Genomic DNA, 15,722 nt, shown 5'->3' on the forward strand with positions numbered 1-15,722 from the left:
ATGTCCTTCGGCACGAACGGCCGGAGGACATGGTTCCGCTCCAGCAGCGCCGATTCCCGGCATTCACCTGAGCAAACGCCGGGGTGATCCTCCTCACTTACGGGATACGTACGCCCCGTACGCGGATCCGCGCGCCGGATCGGGAGCCCGTGGGCGGCCCGGGCCCGGTATACCCCTACGCCGGGGCGGAGTTGGGGCCGCGGCCCGGCGGCCGGACCGGCCGCCGGGCCCGACGCGCCGCCGCGCGCGGTGTGGCCGAGGCCACAGCGCGGTTCCGGCCGCTCCGGCCGTCACGTGATGCGGAAACCGGTGGTCGCGTGGTCGCGGCGGTCGCGGTGGAAGGTGAGGCGGTCCCAGGTGGGGAAGGCCAGGTCGGTGACGGTCAGCAGCCTGCCGGAGCTGTCGTGCAGGGTGCGGCGCACGGTCAGGCCACAGGTCGCGGTGGTGGTCTGCGGGTGGGTGACGCGGGTCATGGTGAGGGTCTCGGCGACCCGGCCGCCCGCGGCGGCGCGGTCGAGCCAGCGATGCAGTGCGAGCAGGTCCTGCTCGCGGGCGCCGGTCGTCGCCGCCCGGTTGCGCAGGGCCGCAAGCTCCGGACTCCGCGCGACGGCCCCGGGGCCGAAGTAGGTGACGGCGTCCCGGAGGGTCTCGCCGGCCGGTCCGCGTTCGCGGTGGTGATGGACCAGGGTGCGGTCTCCCCCGGCCATGCCGAGGAGCGCGCCGAGGGAGGGCGGGACGGTGACGTAGGCGGACCAGCTCCGCGCCGCCGCGGGCCCGGCGGGGGGCGTGGCGGAGGACCTGGCGGAGGGCCCGGCGGCGGATCCGGCGGCCGGGACACCGGATACGGCCGCGGCAAGGGTCGGGACGGCGGCGACCGGGACGACAGGGCGGGTGCCGCGGCGGCCCGTGACGACGAGTCCGTCCTCGCGCAGGTACTGGAGGGCCGCCCGGATGGTCTGCCGGTTGACCTGGTAGCGGGCGGCGAGGCTGCGTTCGGACGGCAGTCTGCCGCCGGGGGCGTGTGCGGCGCGGTCGAGATCGCTGCGCAGCGCTGCGGCGATCCGCTGGTACTTGGGCATGGCGGCCTGGCCGCCGCCCCGCGAAGGGGAGGGCATGGCTTCTCCTCTGACGGGTGGTCAAGGACTGCGCGGTCTGCCCGACCAACCTAGCATTGGTCTATACCTTTCGGAGGGGTAGATCCCGGCGGTCGCCCCGACTTGGCCGATTCCCCACCCACACCCGGGCACGCCCGAGGCGCCGACACGACGCGGAGCGGCCACGTCGCGGGCGATGACACCCGACCACCGACGGATCGACGCCCTGGGGAGCTGGGCAAGTTGCCCATAAGTGAGTGGCCTCGCCGGCCGCTTCACCGTGCTGACTCAGCTCACGCCCACCTTCGACCAGGCCGCCGCAAGCGCCGGACCCCTGCCGGGTGGCCGGCCGCAACCGAGATCACCGCAGTGGCTCACACCGCCTACGACGCGAAGAACCTGGAAGCCCTGGACGACGGGTCGACGACCGGGCGACCTCAGGCCGATCCGGCAGCCGCGGGCCCCGTCATCGCCTACGAGGGCTGCTCCGAGTCACCTGACGACTCGGCAACAGCGCGTAGTTGATTGAGCAGCCTGGTCTGGAACACGGCGGCAGAACGAAATCTTGTACCGATCTCTCCGAGGTGATGCGCAAGATCAAGCAGTTCAGTATCGGACGCGGCTGTCGGCGTCGGACTTGTGGTCTCTTCGGTTTCGGCCAAGACCTGTGCGAACGCGTCCGCCCGGCGTCGGGTTCTCACCGTGCCGGTGGACGAGCTTCCCGGCGAACCCCATGGATCACTTCGGTCGGGCGCCGCAGGCGGTAGCTCGCCTGCCGAATCCGGAGTACTCCGGTCAGGGTGACCCGATACATGCGGGGCTGACGGCTCCGCCGGACGGGTGGGAAGCAGCCGGGTGAGGGTGCGCACGGCCCGGTACTGAAGGGTCTTGATGGCGACCTCGTTCTTGCCCATCACGCGGGCCGTCTCGGCGACGGAGAGGCCGAGGAGGAATCGCAAGGTCACGCACTCCTGCTGCTGCGGGTTGAGGCGGCGTACGGCCTCGATCAGCGCGGCGTTCGACCGTGATCCTTGGAGGGACTCCTCGGGGGAGTTCTCGCCGTCACCGACGCCAGGCGTGTCGCGGGTGGCTCCCTCGAGGCGGAAGCGGCTCGACTTCAAGTGGTCCGCGACGAGGTTGCGGGCGATGGTGACCAGCCAGGCGCCGAGGTCACGTTCCGACCAGGTGAAGGCATACAAACGCTGCTGGGCTTTCAAGAACGTTCCCACGGTGAGCGCTTCGGCTGTGGGGGCGGTTCCTACACGGAAGTACACATAGCAGTACACCGTATCCACGAATCGACTTCCGACGTGGGCGATGGCCGCGACGTCACCGATGCGTACCCGCCCCAGCGGGCCCGGCGCGAGTGAGGATCCGCTCCTCCCTTCCGGAAGGCCGGTCGGGTCTACGGCCGTGATCGGCAGAGCAGAGCCGTCGGCATCAGTGAGACCGTCGCTCTCAGCGTGGATGGCGCGGAAGGCCAGAGCGGCCCGGACCCAGTGCCAGAAGTCGGATTTTGGGGACAGAGGGCTGTGGTTACGAGGCGGGGTGGCGGCAAGCTGGGCGCGCACGGCGTGCAGGAAGGAGTTGACGTGGGCGTTAGCGGCCATCACGGCTCCCATGGTCTGCGGTAGGGGAAGACGGTGGCTGCTGCGCCCTGGGCTGCTCCTCCCTGGGAGGAATCTCGTTCCCGGCCGAGACTCTGGCTGTGGTCCCTGAGGGAGCGTCCGCTATCTGTTGAATGATCAAGGGGGCAGTGATACCGAGTGTGACGGCAGCGAGCGAGCCGCCGACTTGATCCGCCGCCGCGTAGGTGCCGCTGATGCCGGCAGCCATGAAAAAGCGCACGCCGAGAGCGGCCACATAGGGCTTGACCTGCGCAACGCCGTTCCTGGTCCAGGGGAAGCTGTCGGTGAGGTGATAGAGCCGCCACATCTCCTTGGCTTCGATCAGGCCGGCACCGAGCATGCCCCATAGGCACGCATGCCACCATGTCATTGAGCTCACCCCCCAAGGCTCACAGCATTCCGTTGCCTGCTGCGTACCCTCCGTCGCTTCATGTAGCAGCGAAGGTATCGTCAGGGTGGCCCAGCAGGCAGCGTTTCCCTGACATGGAGGCCCTGCCGCGTCCTGTTGGGCGCCGACCGATCCTGCGGGTCGTTCGCGCCTCCCCGGTCGTCGAGCGGATGCACGAACCGGAAGCGGGTCGGGTCACCTCAACGCCTGCACTCAGGCCATCGCCGCAGCTCAGCACCCTGGGGAATGGCGTGGCTCCAAAGCAGCCCGCCGCCGCCGGCCAGAAGGAAGGCCGGGCGCTCGGTGGGGAGCTCGGTCCAGCCTGGACAGGTGAAGATCAGCCGTGCGCCGGCACCGGTCCACGGACGGCCGAAATGATCAATGGCCACGGTCCCTGTCCACGTCGTCCGCGACGGACGCCTGCCGACGTTCCGCCACACCGACCACTCCTCCGAGCAGGTCGTCGGCATCCAGGTGCCGCAGGCAGCCCGCCCCGGTGAAACCCCGGAAGTCGCCGCTCTGCGCGAGACCCGCGAGGAGACCGGCCTGTGGGACTTCAAGATTTGTCCGCAAGCTCGGTGAGGCCGAATACGACATCAGCCCGCACCGGTTCGAGACCCAGCACCGGCACGTCTTCCACCTGGAGTTGACCGAGCCCAAGAGCCCGGACAACGTGACTTCGGGACCTTGACACGCCAGATGATTAGCCACCATATTACTTTCATGACGAGGGACGGCATCGACGACGAGGCACCCACACCCGATCAGGCAAGGCGGCAGGTCGAGCATTACGGGCTGACGGTCGACCCCCAGGCGGTGCTGGTCGCCGTTCGGCTGATCTCGGCGGGTGCGAGGGTCGGCCGGGCGGCCGAGGCGCACTTCGCCCGGTTCGGCCTGTCCACGGGGCGCTACCGCCTGCTCGCCGACCTCGAGGACCACGGCGGGGAGAAGTCCCCCTCGCGCCTCGCGGAAGACCTCGGCGTGTCGAGGGCCACGGTCACCGGCCTGCTGGACGGCCTCGAACGCGAGGGCCTGATCGCCCGCCGCCCGTCCACGGAGGACGGCCGGGGCACGGTGGCCGTCCTCACGGCGCGCGGGTCGCAGCGCCTGCGCGACATGGCGCCCGAGCATTTCGGGCGGCTCGAATCCATGGTGGCCGGGCTTTCAGTAGAGGAGCGCGCGGTGTTCCTGGACCTGCTCGCCCGCGTGGTGCGCGGCAGCGCGGCCCTGACCGCGGACTGATCCGACCCACCCCTCGGCCGATTTCGGCCCCGCCCCTACGGGCAGGGCCGCCTTTCGCGACGTAATAGTTAGCCACCTAATTACCTACCTGCCTCCCCCACCCCGAGAGAGAGACCGGCATGCCCGCAACGAAGCACAGAACCGGCCGCCGCGACCGAGCCGGCACCCGGACGCCCCGGCCGTTCACCCTTTGGCGGGAGGTGCTGACCGCCTACGCCGCGCCCGCACTGATGGCCGGCACGGCCGGACTCGTCACCGGGCAACGTGACCTGGTCGTGGCCGCCTGCACCTCCATCGCCGGCACCTCCGCCGTGGTGGCGTTCCTCGTCGGCTGCTGGCTGCGGCACGGCGGACGGCCCCGACGGTGGACCCTCACCGCACCGCGCGGCGTCCTGGCCGCCGTGCTCCTCGTCGCCACGGTCGGCGCGGGGGCCCTGCTGGGATGGTTCGCCGCCCGGTGGCTGCCCGGCCACACCCCGCTGCCGGCCGCCCCGTGGTTGGAGCGCCTACGCGTGGACCTGCCCGTCTCCGCGGCCCTCGCCACCACCATCGTCACCCTGCGCTGGCGCGGCACCACCACGGCATCCCCCGCGTAGGCCCACCGGCGACACCCGTCGCCGGCACGTCACCACATCACCAAGGAGTGAGCACACGATGATCGTTGTCATGGGAGCGACCGGAGCGACCGGAAACGCCCTGCTCCACAGCCTGCGCACGCTCGACGTACCCGTCCGCGCGCTGACCCGCACCCCGCACACCCCGATCCCCGGCACGACCGGTGCGCACCGACCGCCCGTCGAGGTCCGGTACGCCGACGCCACCGACCCGCATTCCCTGCGCGCCGCCTTCAAGGGCACCGACCAGCTCTTCCTCGCCATGGCCAACGGCCCCGCACAGGTCGAACTCGAAACCGCTGTCATCGACATGGCCACCGACGCCGGCATCGGACACATCGTCAAGATCTCCGCACCCGCCGCCGAGCCCGACTCCCCCGTCGCCGTCTCCCGCGGGCACCACGCCGTCGAGGAACACCTGCGGGCCTCCGGCCTCGCCCACACCATCCTGCGCCCCTACGCGTTCACTCAGAACCTGCTGCGCCTGACTCCCGCCGTCGCTCAGGGCGTCATCCTCGGCACCACGGGCGACGCGCCCTGCAACTACGTCGACTGCCGAGACATCGGCGACGTCGCCGCCGCAGCCCTCACCAGGCCGGAGATCGCCGGCCACACGTACACGCTGACCGGCCCCGAAGCCCTCTCCTCCCCCGAAATCGCCGCGCGCCTGTCCGCCGTGACCGGCCGTCCGATCCGCTACGTCGACCTGACCCCGGCCGAACTGCGGGACAACCTCGTGCGCGAAGCTCACATGCCCGCCTGGCTCGCCGACCACGTGACCGAGATCCAGCAGCTCACCGTCACCCGACCCGAGACCCCGACCACCACCGTCGTCGATGTCCTGGGCCGCCCGCCCCGCAGCGTGGACGCCTTCCTCCAGGAGCACCGGGCCCACTTCCGCCGCTAGGGCGGGCCGCGGCGGGGGCGGAACGTCGCACGAGTAAGCCGAGCCCGGCCCCGCCGCGCGATCGGGTCAGCGCAGGCCGGCGAAGAGGTCGTTCTCCGGCAGGGCCGCGCCGGTGGCGTCCTGGACCCGTACGAAGGTCTCCATCCCCATCAGTTCGCCGAACCGCTCCTTGCCCATCCTGAGGAAGAAGATGTTCTCGCCCTGACTGGCGTGTGCGGCCAGCGCATCGAACTTCTGGCCGCTGAAGGCGGTGGTGTCCACCCACGTGGTGATCTCGTCGTCGGGGAGGCCGATGTCGGCCAGCGCCGCGGCCTCGGCCGGATCCGGCTCCGGCATGTCCTCACCGAACTCGCGCATGATCTTGCCGAACCGCTCCATCGCCGAGCGCGGCATGGTCGTCCAGTACACCTTCGGTGTCAGCTCGGTCAGTTCGAGAGCCGCCATCGTGATGCGGTGGGCCTGGATGTGGTCGGGGTGGCCGTAGAAGCCGTTCTCGTCATAGGTGACGACCACATCGGGCCGGTAGTGCCGCATGAGGTCCGCGAGTCGGGCGGCGCCTTCCTCCAGGGGGGTCTTCCAGAAGGATCCGGGAGCGTCGTTGCTCGGCCAGCCCATCATCCCGGAGTCCGCGTAGTCCAGCGTCTCCAGGTCGCTGATGTTCAGGACCTCACAGCTCGCGTCGAGTTCTCGACGGCGCATCCGGGCGACGGCCGCCGGATCGTGCCCGGGGCCACCTGGCTTGACACCCCCCGGCCCGTCACCGCAACCGCCGTCGGTACATGTCACGAGCACGGTGCGGATGCCCTCCGCCGCGTACCGCGCGAGAACTCCTCCGGTTCCGGTGGCCTCGTCGTCGGGGTGGGCGTGCACTGCCATGAGCGTCAAGGGCCGGTCGGTCATGAACAAATCCTCCTGCGGAAAGCGTGTCGGTCGGTCCTGGTGCGCGGAGGGCATCCGCGATCCCGGGAGGCCGGATCCCGCCGGTGCGGATGGCATCGTTCCCGCCGCTGCGGTGCCGGACCCCCGCTCGGTGCAACGATGCCGGCCCGACCTGCTGTTCCCGGCGCGGCCGCTGGGCTTTCCCGCGCATCGACCGCCCGGCCCGGGTGCCCGTACCCGCCTCGTCCTCACGGCGATCGGCCCTCGGGGAACGGGGAGCGGGGAGTGGGGAGGGCTGCGGATAGCGTGTGGGCATGGCGATGACGACAAAGCAGCGGGTCCTGTACCGCCAGGGCACCGGCTTCCGGCGGATGACGGCGAAGTGGGTCCTGTTCTTCGGCGCCGTGAGCCTGCTGGACGGCGGGCTGCTCCGGTCGTGGGGCTACGCGGTGATCTGGCCGGTGATCGGGCTCGTGCTGTGGGTGCCGTTCGGGATCGGCGTCGTCTGGTACTCGAAGAAGGATCAGCTGGTCACGCTCACCACGCACGAACTGCGTGTACGACGCAAGCGGCTGTCCATGGAGAACGTGAACCTGCTCCACGTGGCACGGCTGTGGCTGGAGGGGCGATCGACCGCGGACGACCAGCCGGTGCGGGAGTGGCGACGGTTCGACCGGGTGGTGTGGGTGCCGCTTCGGGACGGTCGGGCGTTCGGCGTGGAGTTCCGCGACCCCGCCGCGTTCGCCGAGGTGTTCGGCGCCTTCGCGGTGGCGGCGTGCGGCGGGCCGGACATCGTCCGCGCGCGGGCCGCGGCGGAGACCTACCCCGAGCCGCGCCCGATCCGGGCACGCTCCGCCGACAGCGGCGGATCCTGGCCGGACGTCCTGGACATCTTCACCACCTGAGAACCGAGGGTCGTGGGAGGATGACGTACATGAATGACATGCGAAGGGGCCGTGCCGCGTAGAAGACCGGCTTCGCGCCGACCTCCGGTACGCGGTCGGGGAATGCCCTGGATCCGATATCGCGATGTCCCAGGTCTGTCGGGGGCCGCGAACGCCGCCGTCCGCGTGCTCGAACGGGAGCGGTTCGCCCCGGGCGTCGTGTCGGTGGCCCTCAGCGTGTGGTCCGTGCGGGTGCACGGCACCGAGCGCCGGTGGAGGCCGTGGGAGGCCGAGTTCACCTGCCCGTGCTGCGGCGAGGGCTGGGCCCGCGACAAGCTGCAGGAGGCTCTGTACCTCCTGCCGCCGAACGCCGCCACCGAGCTCCGGGGGCGGGTCGAGGATCTGGACCGGGTGCTACTCCGGCGAACGCACCATGAGCCGTCGGCGGATCCGGATCTGGCGTGGTGGCATCGTCGATGCTGACCGCGGCCACGAGGTGCGTGCGGCGTCATGGGTTCGGGTCCCGACGCCGGGCCTCGGGCCTCGGCTCTCGGGCCTCGGCTCTCGGATCCGGTGCGAACCCGCCATGCCGAGCGATGTCGTCGCGCGGTGCCTCAGGGCTTCGGGCCGGCGGGCCCGGCACGATCCGGCCGGGACTGTGCCTGGCCGCGCAGCGGGTTCGGCAGGGGCAGATAGCGGGCGTCCGCGCCGTCCGCCCGCGTCCAGCGCAGCAGCAGGTTGGTCTTGCCCGGCAGCGTCGCGGCGTCGAGCAGCTCCGCGATCTCGGGGAGCCCGCGGGTGGTCCCGTAGCGCAGGAACTCCTCGCGTGCGGCCGGCCACAGGAACGGCGCGCTGTCCGGATGCCCTGCGGACAAGGCTCCCCCGATCTCCATCAGGTTGTTGACGACCAGGCAGTACACCAGGCGCTGCCAGCCGTCCGCCCGCGGCAGGTCCGCCGGCAGCTTGACCCCTTCCGCGTCCCGGAAGAGGGCCTGCACCGGCAGGCCGGTGGCGTCGACCGCGATCAGGGTGTTCTGGAGGTGGGCCTCCAGCACGATGCCGTGCCGGCCGAACAGTTCCAGCACCGGCGGTACGACCTGGCGCAGGTACGCCCGCCACCAGCGGACCGGGTCGGTGGTCGCGGCGAGCGGACTGCCGGGGTAGCCCTCGGCGAGCGCGGCGGCCAGCAGCGGGGTGGCCCCGGGCACGGTGTGCGCGCGCAGGCCGTCGCGGACCAGGACGGCGAGCTCCTCGAAGGCGAAGGCGGCGGTGCGGTAGCCGCGGTCGGGGAGCCAGGCCGCGGTCGAGCCGGTCCTGCGCAGGGTGGCGAAACCGGCCTCGACGGCCGCGTCGGTGCGGCGCAGCTTCAGCAGGTCGTGGCGCCACAGTCGGCGCACGTCGTTGGTGATCCGGACGTCGAGGCTGAACTTCACGAAGACGTCGGCCACCGCGTCCGGTACGTACAGGGTCCGGATCGAGGCGGTCGGCCAGGCGGGGCGCCGGCTCGCGCCCAGCCGCAGCAGGCGCCCGTCGGCGAAGGCCTCGCGCACGGCGGGCCGGTCGCCGAGCAGGTCGAGCTGCCAGGGGTGGGCCGGCAGCAGCCGGTACCCGGCGGGAGCGCGCGGGCCGTCGAGGGCGTCGGCGAGGGCGTCGATCGCGGTGGAGGCGGCCGGGCCGCCCTCCTCGGCGACCTGGTCCTCGCGCAGCCCCAGGAAGACCAGCGGGAACCGGGCGTAGGCCTCGGGCGCGTACGGCAACCAGCTTCCGGCCGGCGCTCCGCCGCGGGCCTTGGGGGCGGGGTGGTGCGGGTGGCCCATCACGAGGGACTGTTCGGAGAGCACGTACGGGTCGACGGGTGGGTCGGTGGCGGCCCGGGCGGCCAGCAGCGCGGCGATGGCGTCACGGCTGTCGGTGATCTCGACGATGAGCTCGTCGTTGGGGACACCGGTGAACCGGCCCAGTTCGTCGGAGACGAGTTTGGCCAGTTCGGCATGGCCGAGCGGATGCCAGCCGTCCGCCGCACGCAGTTCGGGGCTCCGGGGCCGGCGCCCGCCGTGCACCCGGAGCAGCCGCCCGCTGCCGCGCAGTCGGTGGACCATCGCGTCCGTCCCCGCGCCCGCCCCCACTCCCTCGGCGTGTCCGTCGGCGTCCTTCTCGACGGGTTCGGCCACCTCTCTGAGCAGGCAGTTCAGGAGCGGTGCGGCGGCGTACGCGTCGGCGACGGCGTTGAGGTCCACTGGTTCCATTCGGTCCATCCGGTGCGCCGGGGGTTCGCAGTGCGCAACCACCAGTCGTGATCTTCGGTATCCGCAATCATTACTTGATCATCCCGTAAAGCGATATTCCGATGCCGGAGCCTCAGCATGCATCCTTCCCCTTCCCCGGCCGAAGAGGCCGTGGCCGCCGAACTGGCCGACGTACGTCCGTCGCTCGAATCCTCGTACGCCGCCGCGCTCGACGGGGCCCGCGCGGCCGTGCTGACCCGGCTGTGGCGGGCCCTGGCCTTCGAACCGCTGCCCTGGGTCGCGGGCCGCGAGCGCGCCCCCGACGGGCTCGCGCTGCTCCTGGCCGGGGGCGCCCGGCTGGAGGGCCCGCTGCCGGATCCGTACGCGACCGAGCCCTACGTGAGTGAGCTGCTGCTCGACGGCAGGCCCTACCGGCAGGCCGCACGGCTGGTGACGGCCCTCGGGCTGCCGCACGGGGAGCAGTTCGCCGCCGAGCTCGACGCCTGTACCGCCTCCCTCGCGCTGTCCCGGGCCGGTCAGCCGCCCGCCGGGCAGGACCCGGCCCCGCAGACCACCTGCGAGTGGGAGCAACGGGTGGTCGACGGGCACCCGTACCACCCGAACTGCCGCTCCCGGCCCGGTTTCTCGGTGGCCGAGCAGCTGGCCTACGCGCCCGAGCACCGACCGGTGGTGGAGCTCGGGTTGGTCGCCGTACGGGCCGAGGAGTGCCTGGTCACCGGTGACTGGCCGCAAGAGCTGCGGGACGCGGGACGGGTCCTGGTCCCGGTGCACCCGTGGCAGGCGGCGCACGTCCTGAAGCATGAGCGGGTGCGACCGGGAGCCGCCGGTTTCGCGGCTCACCCGCTGATGGCCCTGCGTACCCTGGCTCCCGTCGGCGGCGGGGCGCACGTGAAGACCGCGCTGAGCGCCCGGCTGACCTCGTCCGTGCGGGACATCTCCGTCTACTCCATCGAGACGGCGGCGGCCGTCTCCGCCTTCGCGCAGGGCCTGACCGAACGGCTCGACGGCCGGCTGCACATCACCCGGACCCTCGGCGCCACGACCGCGCACAGCCCGGACCTGGCGGCCGTCCTGCGTGAGCCGCCGGAGGTGTACGCGGACGCCGCCGCCGGTGAGCGGGTCCTTCCGGTGGCGGCCCTGGCCTCCTTCGGCCCGGCGCGCTCGCCGCTGTGGCGGGCCGAGTTCGCCCGGCTCGCGCTCTCGGTGTGCCTACGGGTGCTGGAGCTCGGGGTGGCGCTGGAGGCGCACGGTCAGAACCTGCTCGTCGTGCTGTCGGCCGACGGCGCGCCGCTGCGGCTGGTCTACCGTGACCTCGCCGACATCCGGATCAGCCCGGCCCGGCTGGCCCGGCACGGCCTGCCGGTGCCGCCGCTGTCCGGCAGGCTGGTCACCGACGACGTGGCCGTGCTGCGGCGCAAGCTGTTCGGGTCGCTGCTGACGGGGGCGCTCGGGGCCACGGCCGGGTCGGCCGGAGCCTTCGCCGAGGCCCTCGCGGAGGTGGCCGCGGTGCCGGCCACCTCGGACACCGGGGCGTTGTCGAGCGGGCCGCTGCCGACCAAGGCGCTCACCTTGATGCGGCTGAGCCCCGGGGTTCCGGGCGACCAGTGGGCGGAACTGCCCAATCCGCTGGTCGGAGGGTGAGCGGGAGCACTCGATCGGGTTCCCCTCGGAGGGTCTCCGGAGGCTACTGTTCAGGGGCATGACAGAGACCTCGTACCTCAACTCCGTACGGGCGTCCTACGACGCCGTCGCCGTCGACTACGCACGGCTGTTCCATGCGGAACTGGACGGAAAGCCGCTGGATCGAGCCATGTTGGCGGCCTTCGCCGAGTACGTGCGCGAGGACTCGGGCGGCGGAGGCCGGGCGGTGGCCGACCTGGGCTGCGGTCCGGGCCGCGTGACGGCGCATCTGGACGGGCTCGGCGTACGGGCCTTCGGCGTCGACCTGTCGCCGGCGATGGTGGCGGTGGCCCGCAGGACGTATCCGGGGCTGCGGTTCGAGGTCGGGTCGATGGCTGCCCTGGACGTGGCCGACGGGGTCCTCGGCGGGGTGCTGGCCTGGTACTCCACCGTGCACACCCCGCCCTCGGAGCTGCCTGCGCTGTTCGCGGAGTTCGCCCGGGTGCTGGCGCCGGGCGGCCACCTCCTGATCGCCTTCATGGCGGGCGACGAGCTGTTCCGGCTCGACCACGCCTACGGGCATGCGGTCGACCTCGACGTGTACCGGACTCCGCCCGAGCTGGTCGCCGGCCTGCTGACGGGGGCCGGACTGACGGAGGAGGCCCGGCTGGTGCGGGCGGCGGGCCCCGACGAGAGGTCGCCCCAAGGCTTCCTGCTGGCGCGCAAGGGTTAGGCCGTCTTTTCCGGATCACGCCGGGCTCGCACCGCCCGGGCCGCACCGCCCGGGCCGCACCGCCCGGGCCCGCGCCACCCAGCCACCGGGGACCAGCCACAAGTCACCAGTCACCGGCAATCGCGGTAAGGGTGCCCGGCATTCGCGACACTCACGGCGCTGACGGTACGGCAATAGGACAAGCCGAACCGTTTCGGCTGTGCGCCGTTCAGGGGGCACCCCGGTGCGTGTGGGACCCGCCTGCGGAGCTATCGGCCCGGGCGGTGGCAGGAAGGAGGTATGAGCCTCAATCGCCGCCAGGTGCTCGGCAGCGCGGCCGCGGCCGTCCTCGCCACCGTCGGGGCGGCGGTCCGGACCCCGGACTACGGTGCGCTGGCGCGCGGCATCGACGGGCGCGTGGTGCTCCCCGGGGACCGGGACTACCCGGAGGCCCGCCGGCTGTTCCAGCCTCGGTACGACAGCGTCGCCCCGGCCGCGGTGGCCTACCCCGCGCACGCCGGGGACGTGGCCGTCTGCCTGGACTTCGCCCGCCGCTCCGGCGCACCCGTGGTCCCGCGCGGCGGCGGGCACAGCTACGCCGGCTGGTCCACCCGATCCGCCGGACTGGTCGTCGACACCGGAGCCATGGCCGCGGTGTCGGTCGACGGCGACGGCGACAGCGACGTACGGATCGGCGCCGGCGCCCGGCTCGGGGACGTGCACGCGGCCCTCGCCGGGCTCGGCAGGTCCGTGCCGACCGGGCTGTGCCCCTCCGTCGGCATCGCCGGACTCACCCTCGGCGGCGGCCTGGGCCTGGCCTCGCGGGCGTACGGGACCACCGCCGACCGGCTCACCGGGGCCCGGGTGGTCACCCCCGACGGGACCGTCCGCGAGGTCTCGGCCGAGCGCGATCCCGAGCTGTTCTGGGCGCTGCGCGGCGGGGGCGGCGGCAACTTCGGCGTGGTCACCGAGTTCCGTTTCCGCACGCACCCGGTCGGCCCGTGCGCCTTCGCCGAACTGCACTGGCCCGGCGGTGCCTCCGCGGCCGTGCTGCGCGGCTGGCAGCGCTGGCTGGCCGCGCTGCCGGACCCGTTCTGGAGCCAGGTGGAGTTCACCCTTCAGGCGGGTGCCGCAGCCGCGTCGACACCGGCGGTGCGGGTGGTGTGCCTCGACGGGCGCCCGGAACTGGAACGGCAGTTGACCCGGCTGTCCGACCTGGTCGGCGGGGCGCCGCGGGACAGCTCGATCACGGTACGCAGCCACGAGGACACCGTGCTGGCCATGTCCGGCTGCGCGGAGCCGATCCCCGCCCGGTGCCGGCTGCCCGGCGTCCTGCCCGGCCGGGACCCCCAGGGCCGGCTAGGCCGGGACTCGTACGCCGCCCGGTCCGACTTCTGGGCGGGCGACGGACTGCCGGACGCGGCGATCACCGCGGTCCTGGACGCCGTGCGACGGTACGGAGGCAGCGTTCCGCCGGGCGGCCTGGGCGTGGTCCAGTTCGACGGGGTCTGCGGGGGCGCCGTGAACCGTGTGCCGGCCTCCTCCACCGCCTTCGTGCACCGCGACAGCCTCTTCCTCGCCCAGTACCTGGCCTACTGGCCCGAGTCCGCAACCGCCGGCGAGGTGGACCGGCACCAGGGCTGGCTCGACGGACTCTGGCAGGACCTGCGCCCCTGGGCGGGCGGCCGCGCCTACCAGAACTACATCGACCCGAAGCTCACCGGCTGGCGCGAGGCCTACTACGGCCCGAACCTCGCGCGCCTGCAGGAGGTCCGGCGTGTCCACGACCCGGACCGGCTCTTCCGTTTCCCCCAGGCCGTTTAGGGAGTGTCCGGCATGCGACGTACGTTGACGATGGCCGCCGCGGTGGCCACCCTGCTGGTGCCGGCGGGGCCGCTGCCCGCGGCCGAGGCCGTGGGCGGCGCCGCCCCGGTGGCCGTCGGCCGCTGGTCGGCGCGTGAGGCGCAGTCCTTCTGGACCGCCGAACGGATGGCTTCCGCCGCCCCGTTGCCGCCCGTGCCGCCCGACCGGGCGGAGCCCGCGCCGTCCGAACGGCCCGAACCCCCGGAGCCGGCCGAACCGGCCGAACCCGTCGAGCCCGTCGATCAGGCCGAGGAGATCCCGGTCGCCACGCCGCCCCCCGCGGCGACCGGGCTGCCGCTGCCGTCCTCGCCCCCCGCCGCCACACCGGCGCCCACGCCGGCTCCCGCACCCACGCCTGCCACGACCGCCGCTCCCACGCCCACCCGCGCGCCGGCGCCGCCGCTCCCGGCTCCGCTGCCGGCACCGGCGCGCGTGGCAGTGCCCCCGCTGCCCGCCCTCACCCCCGGCGTCGGGAAGAACTTCGACGGCATCCCGGTCGCCGGACGGATGTTCCTCGTCAAGAACGGCGGGGCCTACTTCTGCACCGCGAGCGTGGTCTCCTCCCCCGGCCGCAACCTGGTGCTCAGCGCGGGGCACTGCCTGCTCGGCTCCGACACCCAGCAGGTGGCCTTCGTACCGCAGTACACGCAGGCGAAGCCGCAGCCGTACGGCATGTTCCCGGTCCTGCGGGACGCGGGCGGGCACTCGAAGATCTGGATCGACCCGCGCTACCGTTCCCAGGGCGTCGACCGCGCGGCCGCCCTCGACGTGGCCTTCGCCCAGGTCGGTCCGGACGCCCGCGGCTTCCCCGTGGAGGCCGTGGTCGGCGGGAACAGGCTGGTGACCGGCGCCGCTTACGCGCAGGCGCGGGTCATGTTGATCGGTCACCCGTCCTCCGCCGCCCGGCCACGCGTGTGCGTCAACCGGACGACGAAGTTCACCAGCGCCGACGCGCGGATCCCGGGGTCGTTCCTACGTATCAACTGCACCGGCTATCCCGGTGGGACCAGCGGCGGTCCGTTCGTGACCCGCTACGACGCGCGCACCGGGACCGGTGACGTGGTGGGGGTCATCGGCGGCTGGAAGACCGGCGGGGACAAGGCCGACACCTCGTACAGCTCCTACTTCGGCGCGGACATCAGGAAGTTGTACGAGAAGGCGGTTGCCGGGGCGAAGGCGGGGCGGTGAGCACCCGCACCCACCGGGTGCGGCGCGGGTTGCCGACCGTACGCGGGGTCGCCGGTGGCCCGTCACCGCTCAGCGCGTCGGCGGGCGCGAGGCCGAGCCGACGGCGCAGGTCGGCGAGGGCCGCGTGGACGGGCGCGAGGACCACCTCGGCGCCCGGGTCGACGGAGGCGAGGGCGTGGGCGGTGGTCTCGATCGCCTCGGCGGCGTCCTCGGCGGCGGTCCGGCTCCATCCACCGGGCGCGCCGGTCGCCGACGGGGCGATGGTGTCGTAGAGGTGGCAGGCGGCATCGGCCACGGCGTCGGCCCGTTCACCGACGCCCGGCGCCGCGATGGTCGGCAGTTCCATGCCGGGTCAACGAGCCGATGCCGCCCGGGGTACGTGCGAGGGATGCCGCGGCGTCCGGGCGAATGCCGCAGGGCTACCGCCCCGGATGCCGCGGGACTACGGCGCGGACGT

General features: G+C 72.8%; 15 protein-coding genes and 1 pseudogene. 10 read left to right on the forward strand and 6 right to left on the reverse strand.

Annotated features, from left to right (window positions below):
• Window positions 1-290 precede the first annotated feature (290 nt).
• From BCL76_RS12575 to BCL76_RS12585, 3 genes and pseudogenes are all read right to left on the reverse strand, one after another.
• The gene (locus tag BCL76_RS12575) at window positions 291-1,115 is read right to left on the reverse strand and encodes a GntR family transcriptional regulator (protein ID WP_109779570.1); all 825 of its coding nucleotides are present in this window, start codon (window positions 1,113-1,115) and stop codon (window positions 291-293) included.
• A gap of 821 nt (window positions 1,116-1,936) precedes the next feature.
• Window positions 1,937-2,533 (reverse strand): annotated as a pseudogene (locus BCL76_RS39705) (sigma-70 family RNA polymerase sigma factor); the annotation flags it as partial.
• 160 nt (window positions 2,534-2,693) lie between these two features.
• A complete protein-coding gene (locus tag BCL76_RS12585; RefSeq protein ID WP_146228362.1) occupies window positions 2,694-3,101 on the reverse strand; it encodes a hypothetical protein in 408 nt (135 codons plus the stop codon).
• A 390-nt stretch (window positions 3,102-3,491) separates the two neighbouring features.
• Between BCL76_RS12585 and BCL76_RS39710 the strand changes: the two genes are divergently transcribed.
• The 4 genes from BCL76_RS39710 to BCL76_RS12605 all read left to right on the forward strand — a co-directional run bounded on the left by BCL76_RS39710 (window position 3,492) and on the right by BCL76_RS12605 (window position 5,873).
• A complete protein-coding gene (locus BCL76_RS39710; RefSeq protein WP_258309583.1) occupies window positions 3,492-3,692 on the forward strand; it encodes an NUDIX domain-containing protein in 201 nt (66 codons plus the stop codon).
• Window positions 3,693-3,833: 141 nt separating this feature from the next.
• On the forward strand, window positions 3,834-4,352 hold the full coding sequence (locus BCL76_RS12595; RefSeq protein ID WP_109779908.1) for a MarR family winged helix-turn-helix transcriptional regulator: 519 nt from the start codon (window positions 3,834-3,836) through the stop codon (window positions 4,350-4,352).
• Between the two features lie 119 nt (window positions 4,353-4,471).
• A complete protein-coding gene (locus BCL76_RS12600; RefSeq protein WP_109779573.1) occupies window positions 4,472-4,948 on the forward strand; it encodes a hypothetical protein in 477 nt (158 codons plus the stop codon).
• A 58-nt stretch (window positions 4,949-5,006) separates the two neighbouring features.
• Entirely contained in the window at window positions 5,007-5,873 is an 867-nt protein-coding gene (locus BCL76_RS12605) for an SDR family oxidoreductase (protein WP_109779574.1), read from the forward strand.
• A gap of 66 nt (window positions 5,874-5,939) precedes the next feature.
• Here BCL76_RS12605 and BCL76_RS12610 read toward each other — a convergent pair whose 3' ends face one another.
• A complete protein-coding gene (locus BCL76_RS12610; protein ID WP_109779575.1) occupies window positions 5,940-6,773 on the reverse strand; it encodes a PIG-L family deacetylase in 834 nt (277 codons plus the stop codon).
• Window positions 6,774-7,066: 293 nt separating this feature from the next.
• Between BCL76_RS12610 and BCL76_RS12615 the strand changes: the two genes are divergently transcribed.
• The gene (locus BCL76_RS12615; protein ID WP_109779576.1) at window positions 7,067-7,657 is read left to right on the forward strand and encodes a hypothetical protein; all 591 of its coding nucleotides are present in this window, start codon (window positions 7,067-7,069) and stop codon (window positions 7,655-7,657) included.
• A 102-nt stretch (window positions 7,658-7,759) separates the two neighbouring features.
• Window positions 7,760-8,119, forward strand: a complete 360-nt coding sequence (locus BCL76_RS12620; RefSeq protein ID WP_146228364.1) for a hypothetical protein — start codon at window positions 7,760-7,762, stop codon at window positions 8,117-8,119.
• Window positions 8,120-8,250: 131 nt separating this feature from the next.
• On the opposite strand, the gene BCL76_RS12625 is transcribed toward BCL76_RS12620, so the two are convergent.
• Entirely contained in the window at window positions 8,251-9,891 is a 1,641-nt protein-coding gene (locus BCL76_RS12625; protein WP_375137908.1) for an IucA/IucC family protein, read from the reverse strand.
• Between the two features lie 108 nt (window positions 9,892-9,999).
• Between BCL76_RS12625 and BCL76_RS12630 the strand changes: the two genes are divergently transcribed.
• The 4 genes from BCL76_RS12630 to BCL76_RS12645 all read left to right on the forward strand — a co-directional run bounded on the left by BCL76_RS12630 (window position 10,000) and on the right by BCL76_RS12645 (window position 15,265).
• Entirely contained in the window at window positions 10,000-11,523 is a 1,524-nt protein-coding gene (locus BCL76_RS12630) for an IucA/IucC family protein (RefSeq protein ID WP_109779579.1), read from the forward strand.
• A gap of 58 nt (window positions 11,524-11,581) precedes the next feature.
• Window positions 11,582-12,235 (forward strand): class I SAM-dependent DNA methyltransferase, encoded by a 654-nt coding sequence (locus BCL76_RS12635; protein WP_109779580.1) that lies wholly within the window; start codon window positions 11,582-11,584, stop codon window positions 12,233-12,235.
• A gap of 279 nt (window positions 12,236-12,514) precedes the next feature.
• On the forward strand, window positions 12,515-14,038 hold the full coding sequence (locus BCL76_RS12640; RefSeq protein ID WP_109779581.1) for an FAD-binding oxidoreductase: 1,524 nt from the start codon (window positions 12,515-12,517) through the stop codon (window positions 14,036-14,038).
• 12 nt (window positions 14,039-14,050) lie between these two features.
• Window positions 14,051-15,265, forward strand: coding sequence for a S1 family peptidase (locus BCL76_RS12645; RefSeq protein ID WP_146228365.1), 1,215 nt, complete (start codon window positions 14,051-14,053; stop codon window positions 15,263-15,265).
• Here BCL76_RS12645 and BCL76_RS12650 read toward each other — a convergent pair.
• Window positions 15,216-15,611, reverse strand: coding sequence for a hypothetical protein (locus BCL76_RS12650; protein WP_181382530.1), 396 nt, complete (start codon window positions 15,609-15,611; stop codon window positions 15,216-15,218). The two genes, BCL76_RS12645 and BCL76_RS12650, sit on opposite strands and share 50 nt — an antisense overlap.
• Window positions 15,612-15,722: the final 111 nt, after the last annotated feature.

It is taken from the genome of Streptomyces sp. CG 926, assembly GCF_003148825.1.
GTDB lineage: Bacteria > Actinomycetota > Actinomycetes > Streptomycetales > Streptomycetaceae > Streptomyces.

Excerpts from the sequence above, each read along its gene's own strand:
- BCL76_RS39710 (WP_258309583.1), top strand. The coding sequence starts at position 3,492 with ATGGCCACGGTCCCTGTCCACGTCGTCCGCGACGGACGCCTGCCGACG.
- BCL76_RS12625 (WP_375137908.1), bottom strand. The coding sequence starts at position 9,891 with ATGGACCGAATGGAACCAGTGGACCTCAACGCCGTCGCCGACGCGTAC.
- BCL76_RS12575 (WP_109779570.1), bottom strand. The coding sequence starts at position 1,115 with ATGCCCTCCCCTTCGCGGGGCGGCGGCCAGGCCGCCATGCCCAAGTAC.
- BCL76_RS12640 (WP_109779581.1), top strand. The coding sequence starts at position 12,515 with ATGAGCCTCAATCGCCGCCAGGTGCTCGGCAGCGCGGCCGCGGCCGTC.
- BCL76_RS12620 (WP_146228364.1), top strand. The coding sequence starts at position 7,760 with ATGCCCTGGATCCGATATCGCGATGTCCCAGGTCTGTCGGGGGCCGCG.
- BCL76_RS12605 (WP_109779574.1), top strand. The coding sequence starts at position 5,007 with ATGATCGTTGTCATGGGAGCGACCGGAGCGACCGGAAACGCCCTGCTC.
- BCL76_RS12610 (WP_109779575.1), bottom strand. The coding sequence starts at position 6,773 with ATGACCGACCGGCCCTTGACGCTCATGGCAGTGCACGCCCACCCCGAC.
- BCL76_RS12600 (WP_109779573.1), top strand. The coding sequence starts at position 4,472 with ATGCCCGCAACGAAGCACAGAACCGGCCGCCGCGACCGAGCCGGCACC.
- BCL76_RS12650 (WP_181382530.1), bottom strand. The coding sequence starts at position 15,611 with ATGGAACTGCCGACCATCGCGGCGCCGGGCGTCGGTGAACGGGCCGAC.
- BCL76_RS12635 (WP_109779580.1), top strand. The coding sequence starts at position 11,582 with ATGACAGAGACCTCGTACCTCAACTCCGTACGGGCGTCCTACGACGCC.
- BCL76_RS12595 (WP_109779908.1), top strand. The coding sequence starts at position 3,834 with ATGACGAGGGACGGCATCGACGACGAGGCACCCACACCCGATCAGGCA.
- BCL76_RS12630 (WP_109779579.1), top strand. The coding sequence starts at position 10,000 with ATGCATCCTTCCCCTTCCCCGGCCGAAGAGGCCGTGGCCGCCGAACTG.
- BCL76_RS12615 (WP_109779576.1), top strand. The coding sequence starts at position 7,067 with ATGGCGATGACGACAAAGCAGCGGGTCCTGTACCGCCAGGGCACCGGC.
- BCL76_RS12645 (WP_146228365.1), top strand. The coding sequence starts at position 14,051 with ATGCGACGTACGTTGACGATGGCCGCCGCGGTGGCCACCCTGCTGGTG.